The following is a 23,753-nucleotide window of genomic DNA, read 5'->3' as shown; positions in this document are numbered from 1 at the left end:
CCCGTTCGCATGTCCGGGGGATGGCGGCCGCACGGCGCCGGCTGATCAGGCCAGGCGCCGGGAAGAACCGCCATGAAGTTCCTCGACGAAGCCAAGGTTCACGTGAAGGCCGGTGACGGGGGCGATGGCGTCATCGCCTTCCGGCGCGAGAAGTACATCGAATTCGGCGGCCCCGACGGCGGCAATGGCGGCAAGGGCGGGGACGTGATCATCGAGGCGGTGGACGGCCTCAACACCCTGATCGACTACCGCTACGCCCAGCACTTCAAGGCGCGCAAGGGCGGCAATGGCGCGGGCAGCGACCGCACCGGCGCGGGCTCCGACGACGTCATCATGAAGGTGCCGGTAGGCACCCAGATCCTGGATGAGGACAAGGAGACGCTGCTGGCGGACCTGACGGAGGTCGGCCAGCGCGTGGTCATCGCCCGCGGCGGCGATGGGGGGCATGGCAACGCCATGTTCAAGACCTCCACCAACCGCGCTCCCCGCCGCGCCGACAAGGGCTGGCCGGGGGAGGAGCGGTCGATCTGGCTGCGCCTCAAGCTGATCGCAGATAGCGGCCTGGTCGGGCTGCCCAATGCGGGCAAATCCACCTTCCTCTCCGTCGTCTCGGCCGCCAGGCCCAAAATCGCCGACTATCCCTTCACCACGCTGCACCCGCAGCTCGGCGTGGTGCGGCTGCAGCCGGATGGGCGGCCGACGCCGGACGGATCACTGGAATTCGTGCTGGCGGACATCCCCGGCCTGATCGAGGGCGCGCATGAGGGGGCGGGGCTCGGCGACCGCTTCCTGGGCCATGTGGAGCGCTGCGCGGTGCTGCTGCACCTGGTGGATGGCACCGCGGCCGATCCTGCACGCGCCTACCGCACCATCCGGCGGGAGTTGGCGGGCTATGGCGGCGGCCTGGCGGAGAAGCCGGAGGTGGTGGCGCTGAACAAGACCGATGCCATGACCCCGCAGGCGACGGCGTCGCGGCTGAAGGCGTTGTCGCGCGCGGCGGGCAGACCCGCCCTGCTGGTCTCCGGTGCAACCGGCGATGGTGTTCCGGCGGTGCTGAAGGCGCTGTTCGATGCCATCCAGGCGCATCGCCAGCGCTGAACGGCGCCTAAGCCTGCGGCTGCAGCGGTGCAAGCCGTGGCTCACGGAGGCGCCGTATGGCGCTTCAGCCGCCGTTGGCGGCGCCGTTTATGATGGAACAGGGCCGGTTTGATACCTTAACAGCGATGCGCAACCTATTGGATAATCGCGCAAACTTACATTGCATACTTTTATACTAGACACACTACCGTGAGTTGTGGCCTCACACTCCCGCGAGCAGATCACGCCGCCGTGAGAGGATGAGGACCACCCGATGGGCACGACCACCGACATCAATCCGACGCCGCTCGACATGACGGGCTGGAACACCGTTTTCTTCGACGGGTTCAATGGCTCGCAGCTGGATTGGCAGAAGTGGCCGGTCACCTATGGCGGCTCCATGTACTGGAACAACGCCTTCTACTGGGATGGCAGCCAGATCTCGGTCGGCAACGGCGAACTGACCATCGGCATGGACAAGCAGTCCAACGGCATCTGGTCCGTCGGCGGCCTTACCACCATGCCTTATGAGGGCGCGCCGGCCGGCCATGGTCACAGCTTCACCTATGGTCGCGTCGAGATCCGCGCCAAGACCTCGGTCGAGGTGGAGGGCGCCGGGCCCTGCTTCCTGCTCTGGCCGTCCGACAACAGCTGGCCGCCCGAGGTGGACATCCTTGAGACGCCCGCCGGCGGCCAGGGCATGTTCACCGTCCATTGGCCCGGCCCGGGCGGCGGCGAGGACGGGCGTGGCTATGACAGCCAGTTCTTCAACCTCGACCACAGCCAGTGGCACACCTACACGCTGGACTGGCTCCCCGATCGCCTGACGCTCTATGTGGACGGCGTGAAGGTCGCGGAGACCAAGTCGAACATCCCGAACATCCCGATGTCGGTCGGCCTGCAGGGCCATGTCGGCACGGCCTATGATGGCTGGTACGGGTCGCCGAACGGGTCGGGCATCAACAGCGTCGACATCAGCGTCGATTGGGTGCGCGTGTCCCAATACACCGGCGGCACGACGACCACGCCGACGCAGCCCAAGCCAACGACGCCCACGCCGGTGACGAACCTGACGCTGGCCGGCACGGCCGCGAATGACACCTTGGTCGGCGGCGCGGGCGCAGACACCGTCACCGGCGGCGCGGGCGATGACGACCTGCATGGCGGCGCCGGCAATGACCGTATGGAGGGTGGCCGCGGCAATGATGGCCTGACGCTCGGCGACGGCGCGGACACGGTCGTCTTCCGCAAGGGCGATGGCCAGGACTGGGTGGTGGATTTCACGCCGGGCACGGACAAGCTGGAACTGCGCGGTTTCGCTGCCAGCGAGGTCACGACCAAGGCCGCCACCTATTGGGGCATGGCCGGGCTCGATGTCCTGCTGCCGAATGGCGAGAAGATCTTCCTCCAGGGTGTCAGCAAGCTCGGCACCGCCGACATGGTGCTGCTCGATGTGCCGGTGACGGTGCCGGCGGTGCCTGGTCGGGTGCTGGCCGGCACGGCGGGCGACGACACGCTGAAGGGCGCGGCGCTGGCGGATAGCCTCTCCGGCGGCTCGGGGAACGATTACCTGCAAGGCTTCGCCGGGCACGACACTTTGGCCGGCGGGCCAGGCAACGACGTCCTGCTGGGCAATGATGGCAATGACGTGTTGCTGGGCGGGGACGGGGACGACCAGTTGCGCGGCCACGCGGGCAACGACGTCATCACCACGGGCGCCGGCAAGGACCGCGTCTACATCGCCAAGGGCGATGGCAATGACCGGGTGACGGATTTCGAACTCGGCGTGGACAAGGTCGTGCTGTCCGGCGTCACGGCGGCGGAGATCACGGCGAAGGTCATGGCGGTGTCCGGTATCTCCGGGCTGATGCTGACGATGACGGATGGCACCTCGCTGTTCCTCGAAGGCGTCGGCGCGGCGACGGCGAAGCAGCTTGGCATGTCGGGCAGCTTCGCCGCGGGCGGCACGCCGGTGCTGCCGGCGACGACGGCGACGATCACCGGCACGGCCGGGGATGACTGGCTGAAGGGAGGCGCGGGTGCGGACTACCTGAACGGCGGCGCGGGCTCGGACGACCTGCAGGGCGGCGCGGGGAACGACGTGCTGCGCGGCGGCCGCGGCGATGACGGGCTGACGGGGGGCGCGGGGGCGGATGTCTTCGCCTTCGCGCGCGGCGATGGGCAGGACTGGGTGGTGGACTTCACCCGGGGCGAGGACCGGCTGTGGCTGGAAGGCTATGCGCCCGGGGACGTGACGCAGGTGCTGGAGACGCGCTGGGGCATGGCGGGGTTGGCGGTGCAGCTCGGCGGGGGGGACGAGATGTTCCTCCAGGGCGTCACCTCCAAGCTCGCCGCCGCCGATATGGTCTTCGCGTGACGCCGCAGCGGGGCGGCGAAAGCCCCTGAAAAGCCGGGCCGAGGGCGCTCCCACGCCCTTGGCCCGTGCGAAGAGGGCCCCTCGCTCTGCCACTGTCGGGGTTGCCAAGCGCCCCGATCCGGGTCTTTGGTGGGGGCATGACGACATCGATCCTCGGGTTCCGGCTCCTGCCGGCGGCCCTGGCCCTCGCATGTTTCGTCCCCCTCAACGCCCAGGCCTTCGAGCCTCAGCGCGGGGACGCGGCAGTTTATTCAACGCGCTTCCAGGGCCGGCCGATGGCCAATGGCGCCCGATTCGACACCCAGGCCCCCACGGCCGCGCATCTGCACCTGCCTCTCGGCACCCGCGCCCAGGTGACGAACCTGCGCACGGGCGCGACCACGACCGTCACCATCACTGATCGCGGGCCGCATACGCGCGGCCGCATCATCGACCTCTCCCCCCGCGCGGCGCGGGAGATCGGCTTCCAGACGGGCGTGGTGCCGGTGGAAATCCGCCCCGTGGGCAATACGCGGGTCGCGCAGCGCTGAGGAAGGGGCGGGACCTCCCCGCCCCGCGGCGCCCATGCTAGGCGAAGGCCACCATGCAGGCCGCACCCCACGCTCCTGATCTCCGCGCCGCGCGTCGCGTCGTGGTCAAGATCGGCTCCGCCCTCGTCGTCGATGACCGCACCGCCGCGCCGCGCACGGCCTGGCTCTCGGGCGTCGCGCAGGATGTCGCGGCGCTGCGGGCGCGGGGCGTGGAGGTGATCCTCGTCTCCTCCGGCGCCATCGCACTGGCACGCCGGGCGCTCGGCCTGACGCGCAAGAAGCTGCGGCTGGAGGAGAAGCAGGCCGCCGCCGCCGTCGGGCAGATCAGGCTCGCCGGCGCCTGGGCGGAGGCGCTGTCGGCCGTCGGGCTGAATGCCGCGCAGCTGCTGCTGACGCTGGAGGATAGCGAGGATCGCCGCCGCTACCTGAATGCGCGGGCCACGCTCGGCACGCTGCTCTCGCTCGGCTGCATTCCCGTGATCAACGAGAACGACACGGTGGCGACGGCCGAGATCCGCTTCGGCGACAATGACCGCCTGGCCGCGCGCGTCGCGGAGATGGTGGAGGCCGATGCGCTGGTGCTGCTGTCGGATATCGATGGCCTCTACACCGCCGATCCGCGCAGCAACCCGGACGCCGCCCACCTGCCCGTGGTCCCCCACATCACGGAGGAGATCATGGCCATGGGGGGGGAGCCGCCACCCGGCTATTCCTCCGGCGGCATGCGCACCAAGCTGATCGCCGCAAAGATCGCGACGGGGGCAGGCTGCGCCATGGCGATCGCGCTCGGCAAGCAGGACCGCCCGCTCGCCGCCATGGAACAGGGCGCGCGCTGCACCTGGTTCCTTCCGGAAGGCGAGGGCCGTTCCGCCCGCAAGCGCTGGATCGCCGGCAGCCTGGCGCCGCTCGGGGTGCTGGTGGTGGATGCTGGCGCAGCGCGGGCGCTCGCGCGCGGCTCCTCCCTGCTGCCGGCCGGCGTGCGCGCCGTGGAAGGCAGCTTCGGCCGCGGCGACCCTGTCTCCGTCCGCGACGAGGCGGGGCACGAACTCGCCCGCGGCCTCTCCGCCTATGACGTGGACGCGGCAAGGCTGATCGCCGGCCACCGCAGCGAGGATCTGGAGAAGATCCTGGGCTGGCGGGGGCGCGACGAGATCATCCACCGGGACGACCTCGTGGTGCTGGCGCCTACGGCGTAGGGCGCAGCCGCTCCGCCAGTTCCAGCAGCCTGTCCCGCAGCGCCGCCGCGTCATCGCCGGCGCGGCAGGCGAGGGCGGGGAAGATCGCGGCGGCCTCGGCCTCCATCGCGCGGCCCTTCGGCGTCAGCGTGACCTGTACTTGACGTTCATCCGCCGCATTCCGCGCGCGTGCCACGAGGCCCGCACCCTCCAGCCGCTTCAGCAGCGGCGTCAACGTGCCGGAATCGAGGCCGAGCCGCGCCCCGATCTCCTTCACCGCCAGGCCATCGCGCTCCCAGAGCAGCAGCAGCACGAGATACTGCGGATAGGTCAGGCCGAGCGGCTCCAGCAGCGGGCGATAGGCCGCGGTGAAGGCGTGGTTCGCCTGGTAGACGGCAAAGCAGAGATTCTCCTCCAGCCGCCGGCAACGCTTGGGGTCCGTCATCACGATCCCTCTACCATGGCAGATTTTTCGCGTCCAATTCTATTGTGCACGATCAAATAGGACGCTATGAATATGGCAACAGCAAGGAGGGCCCCATGCCCGTCGATGTGAAGTACCGCACCGAAGCCACCGCCAATGGCGGCCGAGACGGCCGTTCGCGCACTGCCGATGGTGCGCTGGACGTGACGCTGGCGACGCCGAAGGAACTCGGCGGCGCGGGTGGCCCGGGCAACAACCCGGAGCAGCTTTTCGCGGCCGGCTACGCCGCCTGCTTCCTCGGCGCGATGAAGTTCGTGGCGGCGCAGGACCGCAGGAAGGTGCCGGATGATGCGACCGTGACGGCCAAGGTCGGCATCGGCCCGCGCAGCGAGGGTGGCTTCGGCATCACGGCCGACCTTGCCATCAGCATCCCGGGCTGGGACAAGGCGGATGTCGAGGCGCTGGTCGCCAAGGCGCACCAGGTGTGCCCCTATTCCAACGCCACGCGCGGCAATGTGGATGTGGGGCTGACCGTCGCCTGACTTCATCCCGTTGGTTGCCTCCCCTACAAGGGAGGCAACCAAGGGAGTGAACGACCATGCCGGGCCTGACGCGCCGTGCCCTGATTGCCGCCAGCCTGCCGCTGGCAATGCCCGCCTTGGCGCAGGACGGCTTCCCGAACCGTCCCATCCGCATCGTCGTCGGCTTCACGCCCGGTGGCGCCACGGATATCGCGGTGCGCGCCTTCGGCCCGCGCATGGGGGAGATCCTCGGCCAGTCCATCGTGGTGGAGAACCGGCCCGGCGCGGGCGGCAACATCGCGATGGAGGCGGTGGCGCGCGCCCCCGCGGATGGCCACACGCTGCTGCTTGGCACCATCGGCACGCTGGTGATCAACCCGATGGTCATGCGCATGCCGGTCGATCCGTTGAGGGACCTGATGCCGGTCTCGATCGCGGTTGATCTCTTCAACATCCTCGTCGTGCCGATGGACCGGCCCTGGCGCAGCGTCGCGGACCTCGTCGCCGCGGCGAAGACGGCGCCCGGCACGCTGTCCTGGGGCCATAGCGGCATCGGGGGATCGCCACATCTTTCGGGGCTGATGCTGGATCGGCTCGGCGGGATCGAGACGATCGGTGTCTCCTATCGCGGCGGCGCGCAGGTGGCGACGGATCTGCTCTCCGGCCGCATCGACTATTCCTTCGCGACGGCGCCTTCCGTGATGCAGCAGGTGGAGACGGGGCGGCTGCGCGCACTCGCCGTGCCGACGGCGCAGCGGTCCCGCCTGCTGCCGAACGTGCCGACGGTGGCGGAAGGCGGCGTGCCCGGCTTCGATGTCGCGTCCTGGTACGCCATCACCGCGCCGCGCGGCACGCCGGAGCCGATCGTGAACCGGCTGTCGGAGGCGATGCGCCAGGCGCTGGCGGATGCGGAGGTGACGGCGACGCTGAACCGCAACGGGCTGGAGCCGATGCCGACGACGCCGGCGCAATTCGCCGCGGCGTGGGAGGCGGAGCGCGTGAAGTGGGAGCCGATCATCCGGTCCGGCAACATCCGGATCGAATAGGCGCATCGCCTTGCGCAGCCCGGCCCGTGGCGCGACCATCCCGCGCCTGGACGGGAGAATGCCGATGCGCCCACTTCACCTCGCTGCCGCGCTGTCACTGCTGGCCGCGCCCGCCTTCGCGCAGACCACGCTGCGCATCGGCATCGGCGCCGATCCGAATGTGCTGGATCCCGCGCAGAGCGGCAGCTTCGTGGAGCGCGTGGTCTTCTCGGCACTCTGCGACAAGCTGGTCGATGTCGCGCCCGACCTCTCCTTCCGCGCGGAACTCGCCACCGCCTGGGCCTGGTCCGCGGATGGGTTGGCGCTGACGCTCACGCTGCGCGACGGCGCGCGCTTCCATGATGGCAGCGTCATCGATGCGGCGGCGGTGAAGGCGAATCTCGATCGCTACCGCACGGCGCGCGAAAGCCGCCGCCGGACGGAGTTGCGCCAGGTGGGCGAGGTGGTCGTCGTCGATCCCCGCACCGTACGCCTCGTGCTCAGCGAGCCTTTCGCGCCGCTGCTCTCCGTGCTGTCGGACCGCGCGGGGATGATGCTCGCACCCTCCGTGCTCCCCCTGGCGGAGCGAATTGGAGAAAATCCCGTCTGCTCCGGCCCCTATCGACTGACACGTCGCGTGGCGCAGGACCGGATCGAGATGGAGAAGCATGCGGGGCACTGGAACGCGGCGAACATGCACGCCGATCGCCTCGTCTTCCTGCCGATCCCCGACAACAATGTCCGCCTGCTGAACCTCCGCGGCGGGCAGCTCGATCTGATCGAGCGCGTGGCGCCCTCCGATCTTCCCGCGGCGGAGCGCGATCGGCGCATCCGCGTGGTGGTGGGGCCTTCGATCGCCTACCAGACCATCAGCTTCAACGTCGCTGGCGGCCCGCTGGCGCAGCGGCCGATCGGCAGCGATCCGCGCGTGCGCGAAGCCTTCGAACTCAGCATCGATCGTGCCATCATCAACCAGGTCGCGATGGAAGGGCGCTTCACGCCGAACAACCAGCCGGAAGCGCCCGGTACGCCCTACCACTTCGCCGACCTCGCGGCGCCCGCGCGCGATCCCGCCCGCGCCCGCGCGCTGCTGCGTGCGGCGGGGCATGACCGCGTGGCCTTCACGCTGAAGGTCGCCAACCAGCCAATGGAAACGCAGATCGCCACCATCATCCAGTCCATGGCGGCGGAAGGCGGCTTCGACATGCGCATCGAAACCCTCGAGGCCAGCACGATGGTCGCGAGCACGGTGCGCGGCGACTACGAGGCCGCGATGGCGATCTGGTCGGGACGCCCCGACCCCGACGGCAACATCAGCTTCTGGCTGGCCTCCGACGGTTTCCTCAACTGGGGCAAGTACAGCAACCCGCGCCTCGACACGCTCTTCGCGCGTGCGCGCGGCGTGACGGAGACAGCGCAGCGCCAGGCGCTCTACCGCGAGGCCGCGACGATCTGGATGGCGGAGCGGCCGCACATGATGCTGTTCCACTACCGCTGGTTCTGGGCCATGCGCGCGGGCATGGAAGGCTTCGAATCCAGCCCGGACGGCATCATCCGGCTGGCGGGGCTACGGCTGCCGCGGTAGCGCGGGTGGCCCGGGGAAGGGACGCCGTCCCTTCCCCGATACCCCAACCCTGCCAAGGGCCAGCGGGCGCTTGGGAACCCTTTGAGATAGAACGACGATGGGGAGGGGGCCTGAGCCCCCTCCCCATCGTCGTTATGCCCGCGGTCCAGGGTCCCGTTGGACCCTGGCTGGGGTGAGGTCTGGAGAGGGGCGAGCAGCCCCTCTCCAGTGACCGCCCGCGTCAGCCACGCGCGCCGAAGGCCTGGAGCCGCGTCATGTAGGCGTTGCCCGTCGCCGGCACCCACACCGTCTCCGAGTTCTCGCCCGTGCCGACCTGCACCGGCACCTGGCCCGCCCGCGGCGCCTGCGCCGTGGTCTGGTCGAGATAGCTCACGCTGCCCTCGCCACGGCTGTTGTACTGCACGGCCACGCGGCCGCCGCCGACGATGTTGCTGCTGCCGGCAGGGCCGTACTCGACCGAGGAGTTCTCGCCGGTCCCGACGCTGCGGGGGTAGGAGACATCCTGCGCCAGAACGGGGGAGGCGGCGATGGCGCCCACGGCGATCACGGCGGCAGCGATGCGGTTGATGGTGCTCATGATACTCTATCCTTACTTGCTATCGACGAAGCGGGGCGGATCGTTGGGTCCGTCATCCAGGGCTTCGTTGTTGAGCCCAAGATGGTTCCGGCCCGTCCTTCACGCCAATCGCACAACCGCATCGCCGATATTCGCCATGCTGATGGCACGCTTCCGTGCGCTTCCCTTGCAGGGGTCGGAAGCGCTATCCATGCGCGCGGAGGGTCATCCGCATGAACGCGATCGCCGACGACGTTGCCCAGCTGCTCGATACCGCTGCCCGCGCTGCGCGCGAGGCTTCGGCCGTGCTGGCGACCGCGCCGCGACCGCAACGCGATGATGCGCTGAGGGCCGCAGCCGCCGCGCTGCGGGCGCGCGCTGATGTGGTGATTGCCGCCAACGCTGTCGATGTGGAGGGTGCGCCCGGCCTTTCCGCCGCTTTCCGTGATCGCCTGCTGCTGAATCCCGCGCGGGTGGAGGCGATGGCGCGCGCGGTGGAGGAGGTGGCCGACCTGCCCGATCCCGTGGGCCGCGTGCTGGCGGAATGGACGCGGCCGAATGGCCTGGTGATCAAGCGCGTGACGCAGCCGCTCGGCGTCATCGGCATGATCTATGAAAGCCGTCCGAATGTCGGTGCGGACGCCGCCGCGCTGTGCCTCAAGGCCGGCAGCGCGGTGATCCTGCGCGGCGGCAGCGAAAGCACGCGCAGCGCCGCGGCGATCCATGGCTGCATGGTGGAAGGGCTGCGCGCGGCGGGGCTGCCGGAGGCCGCGGTGCAGATCGCGCCGACGGCGGACCGCGCCTTCGTGGCCGCGATGCTGCGCGCCGCGGGCCTCATCGACCTCATCATCCCGCGTGGTGGTAAGGGGCTGGTGACGCGCGTGCAGCAGGAAGCGCGCGTGCCCGTGCTCGCGCATGCGGAGGGGCTCTGCCACACCTACATCCACGCAGCCGCCGATCCCGCCATGGCGCGGACGATCCTCGCGAATGCGAAGATGCGCCGCACCGGCGTGTGTGGCGCGACGGAGACGCTGCTGATCGATGCCGCCATCGCGCCATCCCTGCTGCCGCTGCTGGTGGCCGATCTTCGCGCGCTGGGCTGCGATTTCCGCGCCGATGACCGCGCGCGCGCCATCGTCGCGGATTTGCCGCCGGCGAGCGACGAGGATTTCCGCACGGAGTGGCTGGATGCGATCCTGTCCGTGAAGGTCGTGGAGGGCGTCGAGCAGGCGCTCGACCACATCCGGCGCTACGGCAGCGAGCATACGGAGGCGATCGTCACGCAGGATGAAGGCGTCGCCACGCATTTCCTCAACGGCCTCGCCTCCGCGGTCGGCATGTGGAATGCCTCGACCCAGTTCTGCGATGGCGGCGAATTCGGCTTCGGCGCGGAGATCGGCATCGCCACCGGCCGCCTGCATGCGCGCGGGCCCGTGGGGCCGGAGCAGCTCTGCACCTGGCGGTACCAGGTGATCGGCTCGGGCCAGACGCGACCGTAGCGGCGCGACCGTAACGCGGCCGACAGTCTCGCTGTCGATCAGAACCCTTCGGGCGCCACGGTCTTCTTGCCCTGACACACAGGGGGGAAGCCCGCATGACCGACGAACAGAGAAGCCTCGCCCGACGCCTCGTGCTCGGCGCCGCCGGTGCGGCGGTGCCGCTGACGCTGGCGCAGGCCCAAGGCCAGGCGCAACAGGGCCAGCCGGCGACGCCGACCCAGACCGGGCCCGCGGTGCTGGCCGATCCGCGCCAGAAATACCCGCGCCCGCCCTTCCCGCGGCAGGAACAGCCCTGGCCGGGCCTCGCCTCCCGCATGGACCCGAAGCCGGACCACGGGGAGACCAGCTACCGCGGCAGCAACCGCCTGGCGGGACGCCGCGCGCTGATCACCGGCGGCGACAGCGGCATCGGCCGCGCGGCCGCCATCGCCTATGCGCGGGAAGGCGCGGATGTGGCGATCAACTACCTCGAGGCCGAGGAGGAGGATGCGCGGGAGGTGGTGCGCCTGATCCGCGAGGCCGGTCGCAAGGCCGTCGCGATCCCCGGTGACCTCCGGCAGGAGGAGTTCTGCGCGCGGCTGGTGGAGCAGGCGGCGCGGGATCTCGGCGGGCTCGACATCCTGGTGAACAATGCGGCGCGGCAGACGGCGCAGACCTCGATCGCGGACATCACGACCGAGCAGTTCGACAGCACGATGAAGACCAACCTCTACGCGCTGTTCTGGCTGACCAAGGCGGCGCTGCCGCATCTCAGGCCCGGATCGGCGATCATCAACACCGCCTCCGTCGTCGCCTATGACCCGCCGGCGGCGCTGTTCGACTATTCCGGCACCAAGGCCGCCATCATCGCCTTCACGCGGTCGCTGGCGAAGCAGCTGGCGGCGCAGGGCATCCGGGTGAATGCCGTGGCGCCGGGGCCGTTCTGGACGCCGCTCCAGCCCTCCGGCGGTCAGCAGCCGGAGGCACTGCCGCAATTCGGCGCGGAGGCCCCGATGGGCCGCCCGGGCCAGCCGGCCGAACTGGCGCCGACCTTCGTGCTGCTCGCCTCCGCGGAGGCGAGCTACACGACGGGCGACGTGCAGGGTGCCACCGGCGGTCGCCCGAGCAGCTAACAGGCTGCAAGGCGCGTCGGATCCCCGCTAGGATGGCGCCAACCATCCTGTCGGGGAGAGACGCGCGATGTTCCGCAGCCTGGCTGCCCTGGCCCTTGCCCTTCTGCCGGGCGCGGCGCTGGCCGCCTGCCCGGACGTGCCGAGCGTGGCGCGGCTGGCCTCCGCCATCCTGGACCGCCGGCCGGCGCCGCTGCCGGAGGGGCCGCTCACCATGGCCGATGCGCTCTGCGGCCGGGACCGGCTGGTGGCGGTGCTGGCGCAGCCCTGGGGCGACCAGGTGGGCTGGAAGGTCGGCCTGACGAACCCCGCCGCCCAGGCGCGCTTCGGCGTGCCGCATCCCGTCGCCGGCGCCATCTTCCATGGCACGCTGCGTGCCCGCTCCGGCGCCGAGTTCCCGGCGAATTTCGGGATCGTGCCCGCGGTGGAAAGCGACCTGCTGGTGCGGGTGCGGGATGAGGGGGTGAACGAGGCGGGGGAGGATCCCGTCGCGCTGCTCCGCCACCTCGATGCCGTGATCCCCTTCATCGAACTGCCGGACCTGGTCCATGGCGGCAACGCGCCCTGGTCCGGGCCGCTGCTGATCTCCATCAATGTCGGCGCCCGCTTCGGCGTGGTGGGGGAGGAGATTCCCGCGCAGGCCACGCCGGAGTTCGCCGCGGCGATGGCCTCCATGACCGTGACGCTGGCGGATGACACGCGCGAATTGTCCCGCGCGCCGGGTAGCGCGCTGCTCGGCCATCCCCTGAACGCGCTGGCCTGGCTGGTGAAGGACCTGCGCGAACAGGGCCGGCGGCTGCGGGCCGGGGACATCGTCTCGCTGGGCGGCTTCTCCCCCGCGCTGCCGGTGCAGGCGGGGCGGACCTACACGGCGACCTATGCGGGGCTGGCGGGCCAGCCGGTCAGCGTGACGGTGCGCATCCGTTGACGATCAATGCCTGGGGCGACCGGCGGTGCCGGCGGATCGGGCTGCTGGGCGGCAGCTTCAACCCGGCGCATGAGGGGCACGCCCATGTCGCCCGGGTGGTACGCCGGGCACTGCGGCTGGATGAGGTCTGGCTGCTGGTCTCCCCGGGCAATCCGCTGAAGCCGCGCGCGGGGATGGCACCCTTCGCGCAGCGCCTGGCCAGCGCGCGGCGGATCGCCGATGGGCGGCGGATCGTGGCGACGGATATCGAGGCGCGGCTCGGCACGCGCTACAGCATCGCGACGCTGGCGGCGCTGCGGCGGCGCTTTCCGCGGTCCCGCTTCGTCTTCGTCATCGGCGCGGACAATCTGGTGCAACTGCCGCGCTGGCGGGGGTGGGAAGCGCTGGTGTCGCGCACGCCGATCGCCGTGCTGCCGCGGCCGGGCTGGACAAGAGTGGCGCTGGCGGGCAAGGCGGCGCATCGGATGGCGCGCCACCGGCGCCGCCCCGCGGCGTTACTGTCGGGGCCTCGCCCGGCGCATGCCCCCTGGTCCTTCGTGCCGGCGACCGAGCACGCTGCCTCCGCCACCGCGATCCGGGCGGCGATGCGCGCGGCGTGATGGTGGCCGATGTGCTAGGTGCTGTTGAAACCTGTTCTGGAGAGGAGGCGGCCATCGCCCGCACGCCCAAGACCCCCGCGGCGCCCGCCGAGGAGGATGTGAAGCCGAAGCGCGCTGCCAAGGCGGCCGCGACGACGAAGACCGCGGCGAAGCCGAAGGCCGAGAAGGCGCCCGCCAAAGCGAGCGCGAAGCCCAAGGCGACCGCCGCGAAGGCCCCGGCCAAGGCCGCCGCGGCGCCCAAGGCCACGGCGGCAAAGGCACCCGCCAAGGCTGCTGCGAAGCCCAAGGCGACCGCCGAGAAGGCCCCGGCCAAGGCGAGCGCGACGCCCAAGGCGACGGCCACGAAGGCGCCCGCCAAGGCTGCCGCGAAGCCCAAGGCCGCGGCTGAGAAGGCGCCGGCGAAGGCCGCTGCGAAGCCCAAGGCCGCGGCTGAGAAGGCGCCGGCGAAGGCGGCTGCGAAGCCCAAGGCGGCGGTTGAGAAAGCCCCGGCGAAGGCGGCCGCGAAGCCCAAGGCCACCGCTGCGAAGGCCCCGGCCAAGGCCGCCGCCCCCAAGGCACCCCGCCCCGCCCGCGCCAAGGCCGCGAAGCGGGAGAAGGTGCCGCTGGCGCTGCTCGACCGGCTGGTGGAGGCGGCGCGCAAGTCGCTCGACGAGGACAAGGCGGAGGACATCGCCGTTCTCGACGTCACCGGCCGCGCCGACTACGCCGACCGCCTGGTGATCGCGACCGGCCTGTCCGACCGCCAGATCCAGGCCATGGCCAGCCACCTGGAGGACGCCTTCGAGAAGGAGGGCCTGAAGCTCCGCCGCGATGCCACCCAGGCCTCCCCCGACTGGGTGCTGATCGATGCCGGCGACCTGGTCATCCACCTCTTCAAGCCGGAGGCGCGGCAGCTCTACGCGCTGGAGCGAATGTGGGGTCCGGACAGCCCCGGCGCCTCCACGCTGGATCGTACGCCGCTGCCGGATGACGGCAGCGTGCCGGAACCCGGCATCGAGGACGACGACGAAGAGTGAGCCGGGGCGTCTCGCTCGTCGCCATCGGGCGCATCAAGCCCGGGCCGGAGAAGGCGCTGTTCGACCAGCATGCCGCGCGGCTGCGCCCGGCGATGGCCGTGACGGAACTGCCGGAAGGACAGGGGGCGAATGCCGCCGAGATCCGGCGGCGGGAGGGGCAGGCCATCCTGTCCGCTCTCCCCGCCCAGGCCTTCGCGGTGGCCATGGACCTCGGCGGCCAGGCACCGACCAGCGAGGCGCTGGCCGCGCTGGTCGAGAAGTGGGAGGGCCTGGCCCGGCCCATCACCTTCCTGATCGGCGGCGCGGAGGGGCTGGACCCCGCCGTGCTGGCCCGCGCCGACCACCGCCTGTCCCTCGGCCCCCTGACCTGGCCGCATTTCCTGGTCCGCGGCCTGCTGGCGGAGCAGCTGTTCCGGGCCCAGGCGATCCGGACGAACCACCCCTACCACCGGGCCTGGCGGCCCTAATCGAGGGCCTGCGCCAGCATCAGCCGGTGGCCCTCCGGGAAGGCCACCACCATCTCCCGCATTCCGTGCGGGCGGTCGCTCGGCGGGTTCAGGATCAGGGCGCCCTTGGCCGAGAACTCGGCATGCAGCGCGTCGATGTCATCGACCTCCAGGTAGCCGAACCAGCTGTGGTCGCCGGTCTCCGCGGCCGGCAAGGCGTCCGGGCAATGGCCCATCATCAGCCGCACGGACCCCCGCGTCAGCAGGCGCCAGCCTTTCATCTCCGCCCAGCCGAGCGTGAAGCCCAGCGCATCCCGGGCATAGGCGGCGCTGGCGTCCAGGTCCTTCACCGCCAGCACATAGGCGAAGGGGCGCATCGTCTCGTCATCCATGGCTTTCGGCCCCGCTGTTGCGGTTCAACCTGCCCGCGGCGCCGCGCTTCGGCTACCCTCCGCGGCGACACCGCGTCGGAGCCGCCCGCATGTTCGTCCTGCTGATCCTTCTCGCCATCGCCTGGGTCGGAGTCCATGTCGGCATCGCAGGCACCACCATGCGGGGCCGCCTCGTCGCCGCGATGGGGGAGAAGCGGTTCGTCCTGGTCTATTCCATCCTGTCCTTCGTGCTGATCTTCGCCATGGTCTTCGCCTGGCGGCGGTCGGAGACGACCTTTCTCTGGGCTGCGCCGGCTGAACTGCGCTGGGTGCTGGCCTTCCTGATGCTGCCGGTCTTCATCCTGTTCATGGCCAGCCACAAGCGGAACCCGACGGCCTTCGGCAACAAGGGGCTGGGGGAGGAGGCGCGCGGCATCCAGCGCATCACCCGCCACCCGATGCTGTGGTCCTTCGGCGGCTGGGCGGTGATCCACATGATCGCCAATGGCGACACCGCCGCGCTGGTCTTCTTCGGCGCCTTCGCGGTCACGGCCTTCGTCGGCATGCCCTCCATCGATGCCAAGCTGGCGGCGCGCCACCCGGACCGCTGGCCGGGCTTCGCGCAGCAGACCTCCATTCTGCCCTTCGGCGCCATCGCGGCGGGCCGGAACCGGCTGGTGCTGAAGGAGATCGGGCTGATGCCGCCGCTGGTCGGGCTGCTGATCTGGGCGGCGCTGCTGCATTTCCACCGCGGCATCTTCGGCGTGCCGGCGCTGCTGATCGGCGGTTGATCACGATGCCTTGAAATCGCCCCGTGCTGCCGCCATTCCCTGCGGCAACCGGGGGTGATCGATTCGATGCAGGAAGTCCTGACGGCGGCTGACGCCGATGCTTCGCCGCGCGCGCGCCTGGCGCGCCTGATCCTATCCAGCGGCTTCCAGCACAGCGTCACCGCGCTGATCCTGCTGAACGCCGTGACGCTGGGGCTCGAGACCTCGGACAGCGTCATGGCAGCCTGGGGCGGGCTGCTGGTCGCGGTGGACCACATCCTGCTCTGGATCTTCACCGCGGAACTCGCGCTTCGCATCTACGCCTTCCGCGGCCGCTTTTTCCGCGACCCCTGGGGCATCTTCGACCTGATCGTGGTGGGCATCGCCTGGCTGCCGACCACCGGCCCGCTTTCCGTGCTGCGGGCGCTGCGCGTGCTGCGGGTGCTGCGGCTGGTCAGCGTGGTGCCGTCGCTCCGCAACGTGGTGGAGGCGATGCTGGCCGCGCTGCCGGGCATGGGCAGCATCGTGCTGCTGATGCTGCTGATCTTCTACGTCTTCGGCGTGATGGCCACGAAGCTCTTCGGCGACGTGATGCCGGAGCAGTTCGGGGACCTGCCGACCGCGCTCTTCACCCTGTTCCAGCTGATGGCGATGGATGATTTCGGCAATGTCGTGCGCCAGGCGATGGAGCATGTGCCGCTGGCCTGGCTGTTCTTCTTCCCCTTCACCATCCTGGCCACCTTCGTGGTGCTGAACCTGTTCATCGGCGTGATCGTGGAGAGCATCCAGACGCTGCGGGAGCAGCGGGAGAGCGCCGATGCCCGCGCCGCGCAGGTGGCGACGGAAGCGGCGCGAAGCGAGGCGCATCTGGATACCCAGATGCTGCTGCAGGAAATCCGCGGCCTGCGCGCGGAAGTGGCGGCGCTGCGGGGGCGGCTGAATTGACCAGCCGCGCCGCGGGAGGGTAGGCACGGCCACCCCCGCCGGAGACCGCGCCCCATGCCGACCCCCGCCCGCCGCCCCGTGATGCTCGCCATCCTTGATGGCTGGGGCTGGAGGGAGGAGGTGGCGGACAATGCCGTGCGCCAGGCCGCCACCCCCTGCTTCGACGCGCTGTGGCAGGCCGGGCCGCGCAACTTCCTGCATACCTCCGGGCTCGATGTCGGCCTGCCCAAGGGGCAGATGGGCAATTCGGAAGTCGGGCACCTCAACATCGGCGCCGGGCGCGTGGTGATGCAGGACCTGGTGCGCATCGACGCGGCCTGCGCCGATGGCTCGATCGCGACCCTGCCGGCGCTGACCGCGCTGTTCGGCAAGCTGAAGGCAAGTGGCGGGCGGCTGCACCTGATGGGGCTGCTGTCCACGGGCGGCGTGCACAGCCACCAGGACCATGCCGTGGCGCTGGCCAAGGCCGCGACGGCGCAGGGCATCACCGTGCTGGTCCATGCCTGGACCGATGGCCGTGACACCGCACCCGACAGCGCCGCGGGCTTCCTCCAGGCCTTCGAGGCCGCGCTGCCGGCGGGTGCGACCATCGCGACGATCTGCGGCCGGTACTTCGCGATGGACCGCGACAATCGCTGGGAACGCGTCTCCCAGGCCTATGACGTGATGGTCACGGGCAAGGGCGCGCGGCACCCGACCGCCCAGGCCGCCATCGCCGCGGCCCATGCAGCGGGCAAGACGGATGAGTTCATCCCCGCCGCTGCCATCGGTGACTACGGCCTTCGCGCCGATGGCGACCGGGACGGGATGCGCCACGGGGATGCGGCTCTCTGCTTCAACTTCCGCGCGGACCGGGTGCGGGAGATCATGACGGCGCTGGTCGATCCCGCCTTTACCGGCTTCACGCCCGACCCCACGGTGCGCTTCGTGGGGGCAGCGGGCCTCACGGAATACAGCAACGCGCTAAACCCCTTCATGGCCGCGCTGTTCCCGCCGCAATCCATGGAGGACATCCTGGCCTCGGTCGTCAGCAAGGCGGGCCTGAAGCAGCTGCACATGGCGGAGACGGAGAAGTATCCGCATGTCACCTACTTCCTGAATGGCGGCGAGGAAGCGGCCTATCCCGGGGAGGATCGCGTCATGGTCGCCTCCCCCAAGGTCGCGACCTATGACCTCCAGCCGCAGATGTCGGCGCCGGAACTGGCGGAGAAGGCGGTCACGGCCATCGAATCCGGCGCCTATGACCTCATCGTGCTCAACTTCGCCAATGCCGACATGGTGGGCCATACCGGCAGCCTGCCCGCCGCGATCAAGGCCTGCGAGGCGGTGGATGCGGGGCTCGCGCGCATCGCCGGTGCCATCCGGGAGGCGGGCGGCTGCCTGCTGGTCACGGCCGACCATGGCAATGCGGAGATGATGCGGGACCCCGTCACGGGCGGCCCGCACACCGCCCACACCACCAATGTCGTGCCCGTGCTGCTGATGGGCGCGCCGGAAGGGGCGACGCTGGCGGAAGGTCGGCTGGCCGACCTGGCGCCGACGCTGCTGGCGCTGCTCGGCCTGCCCCAGCCCGCGGCGATGACGGGCGTCTCGCTGCTGCGGTAGCGCGCCCGTCGCCGCGGGTGCAGCATTCCCCCGCGCCGCGCCCGACGCGGCGGGGGGAAACACCATGAGCGACGATCTCCTGCCCGGCTGGTCCGACCAGGTCGTGGAAACACCGGGCGGCGCCCGCATCCGCGCCCGCCGAGGCGGCTCCGGCCCGCCCCTGCTGCTGATGCACGGCAACCCGCAGACCCACGTCATCTGGCACCGCATGGCGCCGGACCTCACAAAGCACTTCGACTGCGTGGCGATCGACCTGCGCGGCTATGGGGACAGCACCGGGCCGGGCGACCTCTCCCTGCCGTATTACGACCCCGCCGACTACACCTTCCGCGCCATGGCGGAGGACGCCGTCGCCGTCATGGCCCAGTTCGGCCACACGCGCTTCAACGTCTGCGGCCACGACCGCGGCGGGCGCGTGACGCATCGGCTGGGGCTCGACCACCCCGATGCCGTGATCCGCGCCGCGATCCTCGACATCCTGCCGCAGCGCCACGTCTATGCGAATGTCACCAAGGACTGGGCGATGAAGTCCTGGCACTGGGTCTTCATGCCGCAGGAGGAAGGGCTGCCGGAGCGGATGATGGAATCCGTGCCCGCCGACTGGTTCATGGCGCGCAAGATCGGCAAGAAGGGCATGGGCATGTCGATCTTCGACCCGCGCGCCGTCGCGGAATACGTGCGCTGCTTCACGCCCAAGACCATCCGCGCCTCCTGCGCCGACTACCGCGCCTGCGCGACGCTCGACCTCGCCATGGACAATGCGGATTACGAGGCGGGCAGGCGCCTGGCCTGCCCCGTCCATGTCCTGTGGGGCCGCCTGTCCCACACCCAGGCGGTGTTCGATGACGTGCTGCCGGTGTGGCGGGACTACGTGACGGGCCCGCTTTCCGGCCGCGCGGTGCGCAGCGGCCACTATCTGGCGGAGCATGCGCCGGAGGAGGTTCTGGCGGAGATCCTGCCCTTCTTCGCAACCTGACCTGTTGCATCACGCCCGGGTGAAGGGGCGTTGTTTCGATACGAGGGGCGCTTCCCCGTCCTTGCCGCCGTCCCGGCGGCGAGGCATGGAGGCGCCGCTGCGCATGAACCCTTCCATCCCCGGGGGCTGGCCGTGACGACATCGCCATCGGCGCGATCAACGGCCCGGATCGAGCCGCCGGGCCGGCCGGTGCAATGGCACCTGGCACTCTTCGCCGCCGTGCTGGCGCTGCCCATCCTGGTCTTCGTGGCGGGCCTGCTGTGGCGCGTCGGCAATGTGGAGCGCGCGCGGCTGGAGGGGGAGGCGTTGAACGCCGCCCGCAGCGCCGCGGTCGCGGTGGACCGCGAATTGGCGGGGCTCTCCGCCATGCTCAACCTGCTCAGCCTGTCCCAGCCGCTGCGCAGCGGCGATCTCGAACGCTTCCACGCGCAGGTGGTGGAGTTGCAGGAACGCCTCGGCGTCACCGCCGTGCTGCGGGATGCGGCCGGGCGGCGCCTGGTGAATGCGCGGGTGCCCTTCGGGTCACCGCAGCTGATGACGTCGCTGCCCGCGCCGCTGGCCGATGGCGCGCGGCCGCGGCAGACCATGATCTCCGGCCTGTTCCAGGGGGCGGCGGCGGGCGAGGCGCTCTTCGCCATGGAGATCCAGGTCGCGCCGCTGCGGGCGGGCGAGGGCCCGGCCTTCCTCAGCCTCAGCCTGCCCGTCACGCGCATCCGCCAGGTGCTGGCGAGCGAGCGCCTCCCGCCGGACTGGACCATCGCGGTGGTGGATGACCAGGGCATGATCCTGGCCCGCAGCCAGCGGCATGAGGATTTCGTCGGCCGCCAGGCCACGCGCGACCTGCAGGACAATACGCGGGGGACGGAGGGCACCTGGCGCGGCACCACCGCCGATGGCCGTCCCGTGCTCGGCACCTATGCGCGCTCCGCGCTCGCGGATTGGCGCGTCGCGGTCGGCGTGCCGGACAATGCCCTGGCGGAGCCGCTGCGGCGTTCGCTGCTGCTGCTGGTCGCGACCGGCGCGCTGCTCGCCCTGATCTCCCTGCTGCTGGCGCTGGCCTTCGGGCGGCGCATCGCCGCGCCTTTGCAGGAGGTGGCGGCCAGCGCCCGCGCCATGGGGGATGGCGCCATCGTCCCCGCGGTGCCGAGCGGCATCCGGGAGGTGGCGCAGATCGGCGATGCGCTGGCCAGCACCTCCGCCACCCTGCATGCGCGGGAGGAGGAACTGAAGCGCCTGAACGAGGCGCTGGAGATGCGCGTGATGGAGCGCACGCGCGACCTGGCGGAGACCAATGCCCGCCTGGTTGCCGCCGCCACGGGGCGGGAGCGGGCGGAGGAACAGCTGCGCCAGGCGCAGAAGATGGAAGCCGTGGGCCGCCTGACCGGCGGCGTGGCGCATGACTTCAACAACCTGCTGACCGTGGTGCTGGGCAACCTGGCGCTGGTGAAGCGCCGGCTCGATGCGGGGATGGATGAGCGCATCCGCCGCGGCATCGACGGCGCGATGGAGGGCGCGCAGCGCGCCGCCAGCCTCACCGCCCGCCTCCTCGCCTTCTCCCGCCAGCAGCCTTTGGCGCCGGAAGCGGTGGATGTGAACCGGCTGGTGGCCGGCATGTCGGACCTGCTGCGGCGGACGCTGGGGGAGGATGTGGCGGTGGAGACGGTGCTGGCCGGCGGCCTCTGGCGCGCCCATGCTGATCCGAACCAGCTCGAATCCTCGCTGCTCAACCTCGCGGTCAATGCGCGGGACGCCATGCCGGGCGGTGGCAAGCTGACGATCGAGACCGCCAACACCTATCTCGACGAGGCCTATGCGGCGGGGCGGGAGGAGGTGAAGCCCGGCCAGTATGTCGCGATCTGCGTCTCCGACACCGGCGGCGGCATGCCGGCCGAGATCGTCGCCCGCGCCTTCGAGCCCTTCTTCACGACCAAGCCCGTGGGCAAGGGGACGGGGCTCGGGCTGAGCCAGGTCTATGGCTTCGCCAAGCAGTCCGGTGGCCACGCTGCCATCTACAGCGAACCCGGCCATGGCACGACGGTGAAGCTCTATATTCCGAGGCTGCGGGACAGCGACCTGCCGGCGGATGCGCCGACGGTGGTGACGGTGCCGGAAGCGCCGCGGGATGGCGCCGGCCGCACCATCCTGGTGGTGGAGGATGATGCGCTGGTGCGGGACTTCGCGGTGACGGCGCTGGAGGAAGGCGGCTGCCGCGTGGTGGCCGCTGCCGATGGCCCTTCGGCCCTGGCGGCGCTGGAGGCCCATCCCGACATCGCGCTGATGTTCACCGATGTGGTGCTGACGGGGCCGATGAACGGCCGGCAGCTGGCAAACGCCGTGCTGGAACGCCGCCCGGGCCTGCCCGTGCTGTTCACCACCGGCTATACCCGCAACGCCATCATCCACCACGGCAGGCTGGACGAGGGGGTGCATCTGCTGGGCAAGCCCTATGCAGCGGCGGCGCTGGTGGCGAAGGTGATGGCCCTGCTGGATGGTCCCGACGGCCGCTGAAGGGGGCGCGATGCTCACCTGGTATTTCGACCTCGTCTCCCCCTTCGCGCATCTGGCGCTGCCGCGGGTGCTGGCGCTGGGACGGAAGGTGAGGCTGGAGCCCATCGTGCTGGGGGCGGTGCTGGCGCATTGGGGGCAACTCGGCCCCGCCGAGATCGCGCCGAAGCGGCGGCAGACCTATCGCCAGGTGCAGTTCCAGGGCGGCGGCGCGCTGCGCTTCCCGCCCGCACACCCCTTCCGGTCGCTGGAGGCGCTGCGCCTGGTGACGGCGCTGGGGGCGACGGAAGCGGCGGTGACGGCGGCCTTCGGCTTCATCTGGGGGCAGGGGAGGGACCCGGTGGTGGAGGCCGAGGCCTTCGCCGCGCATCTCGGCGTGACGGACCCCGCCGCGCTGATCGCGGGGACGGGCGCCAAGGACCGGCTGCGCGCCGCGACGGAGGCGGCGATCGCCCGCGGCGTCTTCGGCGTGCCGACGCTGGCGATCGGGGACGAGCTGTTCTGGGGGGCGGATGCCATGCCGATGGCGGAGGCCTTCCTCCGCGACCCCGGCCTGTTCGATGATCCCGAGATGCGACGCCTGGATGCCCTGCCCATGGGCGTGGAGCGAGTGAAGCGATGAGCGTGACCGCCCGCGTCGAGCGTTTCTGCACCCGCTTCGGCCTGCGCATCCCGATCCTGCTGGCGCCGATGGCGGGGGCCTGCCCGCCCAGCCTGTCCATCGCCGTGGCGCAGGCCGGCGGCATGGGGGCCTGCGGCGCCCTGCTGATGGGGCCGGAGGCCATCCTGGACTGGGCACGGACCGTGCGATCCGCAACGAATGGCGCCTTCCAGATGAACCTCTGGATCCCCGACCCGCCGCCGGTGCGAGATCCGGCGCGGGAAGCGGCGCTGCGCGATTTTCTCGGCGGCTGGGGCCCGGCGGTGCCGGCGGAAGCGGGCGACGCCGCGCCGCCCGATTTCGCCGCGCAATGCGAGGCGCTGCTGCAGGCGGCGCCGGCGGTCGTGAGTTCGATCATGGGCGTCTATCCCGCAGATTTCGTCGCGCGGCTGAAGCAGCGCGGCATCGCCTGGTGGGCCACGGCGAGCACAGTGGCGGAGGCGCGTGAGGCCGAGGCGGCCGGGGCCGATGTGATCGTGGCGCAGGGCATGGAGGCCGGTGGCCATCGCGGCGCCTTCGAAGCCGGCCGCGCCGAAGCCGCCATGGTCGGGCTGATGGCGCTGCTGCCCGCGGTGGCGGATGCGGTCCGCGTGCCGGTGGTGGCGACGGGCGGCATCGCGGATGGGCGGGGCGTGGCGGCGGCGCTGGCGTTGGGTGCCTCCGCCGTGCAGGTCGGCACCGGCTTCCTGCGCTGCCCCGAAGCGCGCATCCCCGCCCCCTGGGCCGATGCCCTGGCGGCGACGCCGCCGGAAGGCACGGCCGTGACGCGCGCCTTCAGCGGCCGCGCGGGGCGGGGGATTGCCACCGCCTATGTGAAGGCGGCCGCCGCGCCGGAGGCACCGCCGCCCGCGCCCTACCCCGTGCAGCGCGGGCTGACCCAGGCGATGCGCGACGCCGCGACCAAGGCAGGCGACATCGACCGCATGCAGGCCTGGGCCGGGCAATCCGCCATGCTGGCCCGCGCGGAGCCCGCCGCCGAACTGGCGCGGACCTTGTGGGAGGATGCGCGCCGCCTGCTGGCCTGACGGCCGGGCCGGTCCTAGGCTTCTCCCA

General features: G+C 71.1%; 23 protein-coding genes. 20 read left to right on the top strand and 3 right to left on the bottom strand.

All coding sequences use genetic code 11. From position 1 onward, the window contains the following. Positions 1 to 72: 72 nt before the first annotated feature. The 4 genes from obgE to proB all read left to right on the top strand — a co-directional run bounded on the left by obgE (position 73) and on the right by proB (position 5,180). Positions 73 to 1,098 carry a GTPase ObgE gene (gene obgE / locus G3576_RS13130; RefSeq protein ID WP_164694842.1) on the top strand — a complete coding sequence of 342 codons (1,026 nt, stop codon included), beginning with the start codon at positions 73 to 75 and terminating at the stop codon, positions 1,096 to 1,098. 253 nt (positions 1,099 to 1,351) lie between these two features. Beyond that, a complete protein-coding gene (locus G3576_RS32580; protein WP_207622802.1) occupies positions 1,352 to 3,454 on the top strand; it encodes a family 16 glycosylhydrolase in 2,103 nt (700 codons plus the stop codon). A 167-nt stretch (positions 3,455 to 3,621) separates the two neighbouring features. Then, a complete protein-coding gene (locus tag G3576_RS31715; RefSeq protein WP_328729084.1) occupies positions 3,622 to 3,984 on the top strand; it encodes a septal ring lytic transglycosylase RlpA family protein in 363 nt (120 codons plus the stop codon). A gap of 53 nt (positions 3,985 to 4,037) precedes the next feature. Then, positions 4,038 to 5,180 (top strand): glutamate 5-kinase, encoded by a 1,143-nt coding sequence (proB, locus tag G3576_RS13105; protein ID WP_164694840.1) that lies wholly within the window; start codon positions 4,038 to 4,040, stop codon positions 5,178 to 5,180. Here proB and G3576_RS13100 read toward each other — a convergent pair. After that, positions 5,170 to 5,604, bottom strand: coding sequence for a MarR family winged helix-turn-helix transcriptional regulator (locus tag G3576_RS13100; protein WP_164694839.1), 435 nt, complete (start codon positions 5,602 to 5,604; stop codon positions 5,170 to 5,172). The two genes, proB and G3576_RS13100, sit on opposite strands and share 11 nt — an antisense overlap. 95 nt (positions 5,605 to 5,699) lie before the next feature. Here G3576_RS13100 and G3576_RS13095 point away from each other — a divergent pair, with 95 nt between their 5' ends. The 3 genes from G3576_RS13095 to G3576_RS13085 all read left to right on the top strand — a co-directional run bounded on the left by G3576_RS13095 (position 5,700) and on the right by G3576_RS13085 (position 8,714). After that, positions 5,700 to 6,125 (top strand): organic hydroperoxide resistance protein, encoded by a 426-nt coding sequence (locus G3576_RS13095; protein ID WP_164694838.1) that lies wholly within the window; start codon positions 5,700 to 5,702, stop codon positions 6,123 to 6,125. Between the two features lie 56 nt (positions 6,126 to 6,181). After that, complete coding sequence (locus G3576_RS13090) at positions 6,182 to 7,150, top strand: Bug family tripartite tricarboxylate transporter substrate binding protein (RefSeq protein WP_164694837.1); 969 nt, start codon at positions 6,182 to 6,184, stop codon at positions 7,148 to 7,150. Positions 7,151 to 7,214: 64 nt separating this feature from the next. Beyond that, the gene (locus tag G3576_RS13085) at positions 7,215 to 8,714 is read left to right on the top strand and encodes an ABC transporter substrate-binding protein (RefSeq protein ID WP_164694836.1); all 1,500 of its coding nucleotides are present in this window, start codon (positions 7,215 to 7,217) and stop codon (positions 8,712 to 8,714) included. Positions 8,715 to 8,934: 220 nt separating this feature from the next. On the opposite strand, the gene G3576_RS13080 is transcribed toward G3576_RS13085, so the two are convergent. Then, complete coding sequence (locus G3576_RS13080) at positions 8,935 to 9,291, bottom strand: hypothetical protein (RefSeq protein WP_164694835.1); 357 nt, start codon at positions 9,289 to 9,291, stop codon at positions 8,935 to 8,937. A gap of 212 nt (positions 9,292 to 9,503) precedes the next feature. On the opposite strand from G3576_RS13080, the gene G3576_RS13075 reads away from it, so the two are divergent. From G3576_RS13075 to G3576_RS13050, 6 genes are all read left to right on the top strand, one after another. Further along, on the top strand, positions 9,504 to 10,769 hold the full coding sequence (locus G3576_RS13075) for a glutamate-5-semialdehyde dehydrogenase (RefSeq protein ID WP_164694834.1): 1,266 nt from the start codon (positions 9,504 to 9,506) through the stop codon (positions 10,767 to 10,769). 95 nt (positions 10,770 to 10,864) lie between these two features. Next, entirely contained in the window at positions 10,865 to 11,881 is a 1,017-nt protein-coding gene (locus G3576_RS13070; protein WP_164694833.1) for an SDR family oxidoreductase, read from the top strand. A gap of 67 nt (positions 11,882 to 11,948) precedes the next feature. Beyond that, on the top strand, positions 11,949 to 12,806 hold the full coding sequence (locus tag G3576_RS13065; protein ID WP_164694832.1) for a 2-keto-4-pentenoate hydratase: 858 nt from the start codon (positions 11,949 to 11,951) through the stop codon (positions 12,804 to 12,806). Further along, a complete protein-coding gene (locus G3576_RS13060; protein WP_207622801.1) occupies positions 12,803 to 13,405 on the top strand; it encodes a nicotinate-nucleotide adenylyltransferase in 603 nt (200 codons plus the stop codon). The genes G3576_RS13065 and G3576_RS13060 overlap by 4 nt, the downstream gene beginning before the upstream one ends. Continuing rightward, a complete protein-coding gene (gene rsfS, locus G3576_RS13055; protein ID WP_164694945.1) occupies positions 13,405 to 14,421 on the top strand; it encodes a ribosome silencing factor in 1,017 nt (338 codons plus the stop codon). The genes G3576_RS13060 and rsfS overlap by 1 nt, the downstream gene beginning before the upstream one ends. Continuing rightward, a complete protein-coding gene (locus tag G3576_RS13050; RefSeq protein WP_328729065.1) occupies positions 14,418 to 14,888 on the top strand; it encodes a 23S rRNA (pseudouridine(1915)-N(3))-methyltransferase RlmH in 471 nt (156 codons plus the stop codon). Before rsfS ends, G3576_RS13050 begins: the two co-directional genes overlap by 4 nt. Here the strand turns inward: G3576_RS13050 and G3576_RS13045 are convergent. Continuing rightward, positions 14,885 to 15,259, bottom strand: a complete 375-nt coding sequence (locus tag G3576_RS13045; protein ID WP_164694831.1) for a VOC family protein — start codon at positions 15,257 to 15,259, stop codon at positions 14,885 to 14,887. The genes G3576_RS13050 and G3576_RS13045 overlap by 4 nt on opposite strands. Positions 15,260 to 15,348: 89 nt before the next feature. On the opposite strand from G3576_RS13045, the gene G3576_RS13040 reads away from it, so the two are divergent. From G3576_RS13040 to G3576_RS13010, 7 genes are all read left to right on the top strand, one after another. Then, on the top strand, positions 15,349 to 16,029 hold the full coding sequence (locus G3576_RS13040; RefSeq protein ID WP_164694830.1) for an NnrU family protein: 681 nt from the start codon (positions 15,349 to 15,351) through the stop codon (positions 16,027 to 16,029). A 66-nt stretch (positions 16,030 to 16,095) separates the two neighbouring features. Next, the gene (locus G3576_RS13035; protein ID WP_164694829.1) at positions 16,096 to 16,953 is read left to right on the top strand and encodes an ion transporter; all 858 of its coding nucleotides are present in this window, start codon (positions 16,096 to 16,098) and stop codon (positions 16,951 to 16,953) included. Between the two features lie 54 nt (positions 16,954 to 17,007). Next, a complete protein-coding gene (gene gpmI, locus G3576_RS13030; protein WP_235951844.1) occupies positions 17,008 to 18,558 on the top strand; it encodes a 2,3-bisphosphoglycerate-independent phosphoglycerate mutase in 1,551 nt (516 codons plus the stop codon). Positions 18,559 to 18,622: 64 nt separating this feature from the next. Next, positions 18,623 to 19,534 carry an alpha/beta fold hydrolase gene (locus G3576_RS13025; protein WP_164694828.1) on the top strand — a complete coding sequence of 304 codons (912 nt, stop codon included), beginning with the start codon at positions 18,623 to 18,625 and terminating at the stop codon, positions 19,532 to 19,534. 132 nt (positions 19,535 to 19,666) lie between these two features. Continuing rightward, positions 19,667 to 22,042 carry a hybrid sensor histidine kinase/response regulator gene (locus G3576_RS32575; RefSeq protein ID WP_207622800.1) on the top strand — a complete coding sequence of 792 codons (2,376 nt, stop codon included), beginning with the start codon at positions 19,667 to 19,669 and terminating at the stop codon, positions 22,040 to 22,042. A 10-nt stretch (positions 22,043 to 22,052) separates the two neighbouring features. Next, complete coding sequence (locus G3576_RS13015) at positions 22,053 to 22,661, top strand: 2-hydroxychromene-2-carboxylate isomerase (RefSeq protein WP_207622799.1); 609 nt, start codon at positions 22,053 to 22,055, stop codon at positions 22,659 to 22,661. Further along, entirely contained in the window at positions 22,658 to 23,725 is a 1,068-nt protein-coding gene (locus G3576_RS13010) for an NAD(P)H-dependent flavin oxidoreductase (RefSeq protein WP_164694826.1), read from the top strand. The genes G3576_RS13015 and G3576_RS13010 overlap by 4 nt, the downstream gene beginning before the upstream one ends. Positions 23,726 to 23,753 lie beyond the last annotated feature (28 nt).

Source organism: Falsiroseomonas algicola (genome assembly GCF_011040385.1).
In the GTDB taxonomy this organism is placed as follows: Bacteria; Pseudomonadota; Alphaproteobacteria; order Acetobacterales; family Acetobacteraceae; genus Falsiroseomonas; species Falsiroseomonas algicola.
This window is presented reverse-complemented; position numbering and strand designations above follow the sequence as displayed.

Bases quoted from the DNA above. Each gene is read 5' to 3' on its own strand.
- obgE (WP_164694842.1), top strand. From the start codon at position 73: ATGAAGTTCCTCGACGAAGCCAAGGTTCACGTGAAGGCCGGTGACGGG.
- G3576_RS32580 (WP_207622802.1), top strand. From the start codon at position 1,352: ATGGGCACGACCACCGACATCAATCCGACGCCGCTCGACATGACGGGC.
- proB (WP_164694840.1), top strand. From the start codon at position 4,038: ATGCAGGCCGCACCCCACGCTCCTGATCTCCGCGCCGCGCGTCGCGTC.
- G3576_RS13100 (WP_164694839.1), bottom strand. From the start codon at position 5,604: ATGACGGACCCCAAGCGTTGCCGGCGGCTGGAGGAGAATCTCTGCTTT.
- G3576_RS13095 (WP_164694838.1), top strand. From the start codon at position 5,700: ATGCCCGTCGATGTGAAGTACCGCACCGAAGCCACCGCCAATGGCGGC.
- G3576_RS13090 (WP_164694837.1), top strand. From the start codon at position 6,182: ATGCCGGGCCTGACGCGCCGTGCCCTGATTGCCGCCAGCCTGCCGCTG.
- G3576_RS13085 (WP_164694836.1), top strand. From the start codon at position 7,215: ATGCGCCCACTTCACCTCGCTGCCGCGCTGTCACTGCTGGCCGCGCCC.
- G3576_RS13080 (WP_164694835.1), bottom strand. From the start codon at position 9,291: ATGAGCACCATCAACCGCATCGCTGCCGCCGTGATCGCCGTGGGCGCC.
- G3576_RS13075 (WP_164694834.1), top strand. From the start codon at position 9,504: ATGAACGCGATCGCCGACGACGTTGCCCAGCTGCTCGATACCGCTGCC.
- G3576_RS13070 (WP_164694833.1), top strand. From the start codon at position 10,865: ATGACCGACGAACAGAGAAGCCTCGCCCGACGCCTCGTGCTCGGCGCC.
- G3576_RS13065 (WP_164694832.1), top strand. From the start codon at position 11,949: ATGTTCCGCAGCCTGGCTGCCCTGGCCCTTGCCCTTCTGCCGGGCGCG.
- rsfS (WP_164694945.1), top strand. From the start codon at position 13,405: ATGGTGGCCGATGTGCTAGGTGCTGTTGAAACCTGTTCTGGAGAGGAG.
- G3576_RS13045 (WP_164694831.1), bottom strand. From the start codon at position 15,259: ATGGATGACGAGACGATGCGCCCCTTCGCCTATGTGCTGGCGGTGAAG.
- G3576_RS13040 (WP_164694830.1), top strand. From the start codon at position 15,349: ATGTTCGTCCTGCTGATCCTTCTCGCCATCGCCTGGGTCGGAGTCCAT.
- G3576_RS13035 (WP_164694829.1), top strand. From the start codon at position 16,096: ATGCAGGAAGTCCTGACGGCGGCTGACGCCGATGCTTCGCCGCGCGCG.
- gpmI (WP_235951844.1), top strand. From the start codon at position 17,008: ATGCCGACCCCCGCCCGCCGCCCCGTGATGCTCGCCATCCTTGATGGC.
- G3576_RS13025 (WP_164694828.1), top strand. From the start codon at position 18,623: ATGAGCGACGATCTCCTGCCCGGCTGGTCCGACCAGGTCGTGGAAACA.
- G3576_RS13015 (WP_207622799.1), top strand. From the start codon at position 22,053: ATGCTCACCTGGTATTTCGACCTCGTCTCCCCCTTCGCGCATCTGGCG.
- G3576_RS13010 (WP_164694826.1), top strand. From the start codon at position 22,658: ATGAGCGTGACCGCCCGCGTCGAGCGTTTCTGCACCCGCTTCGGCCTG.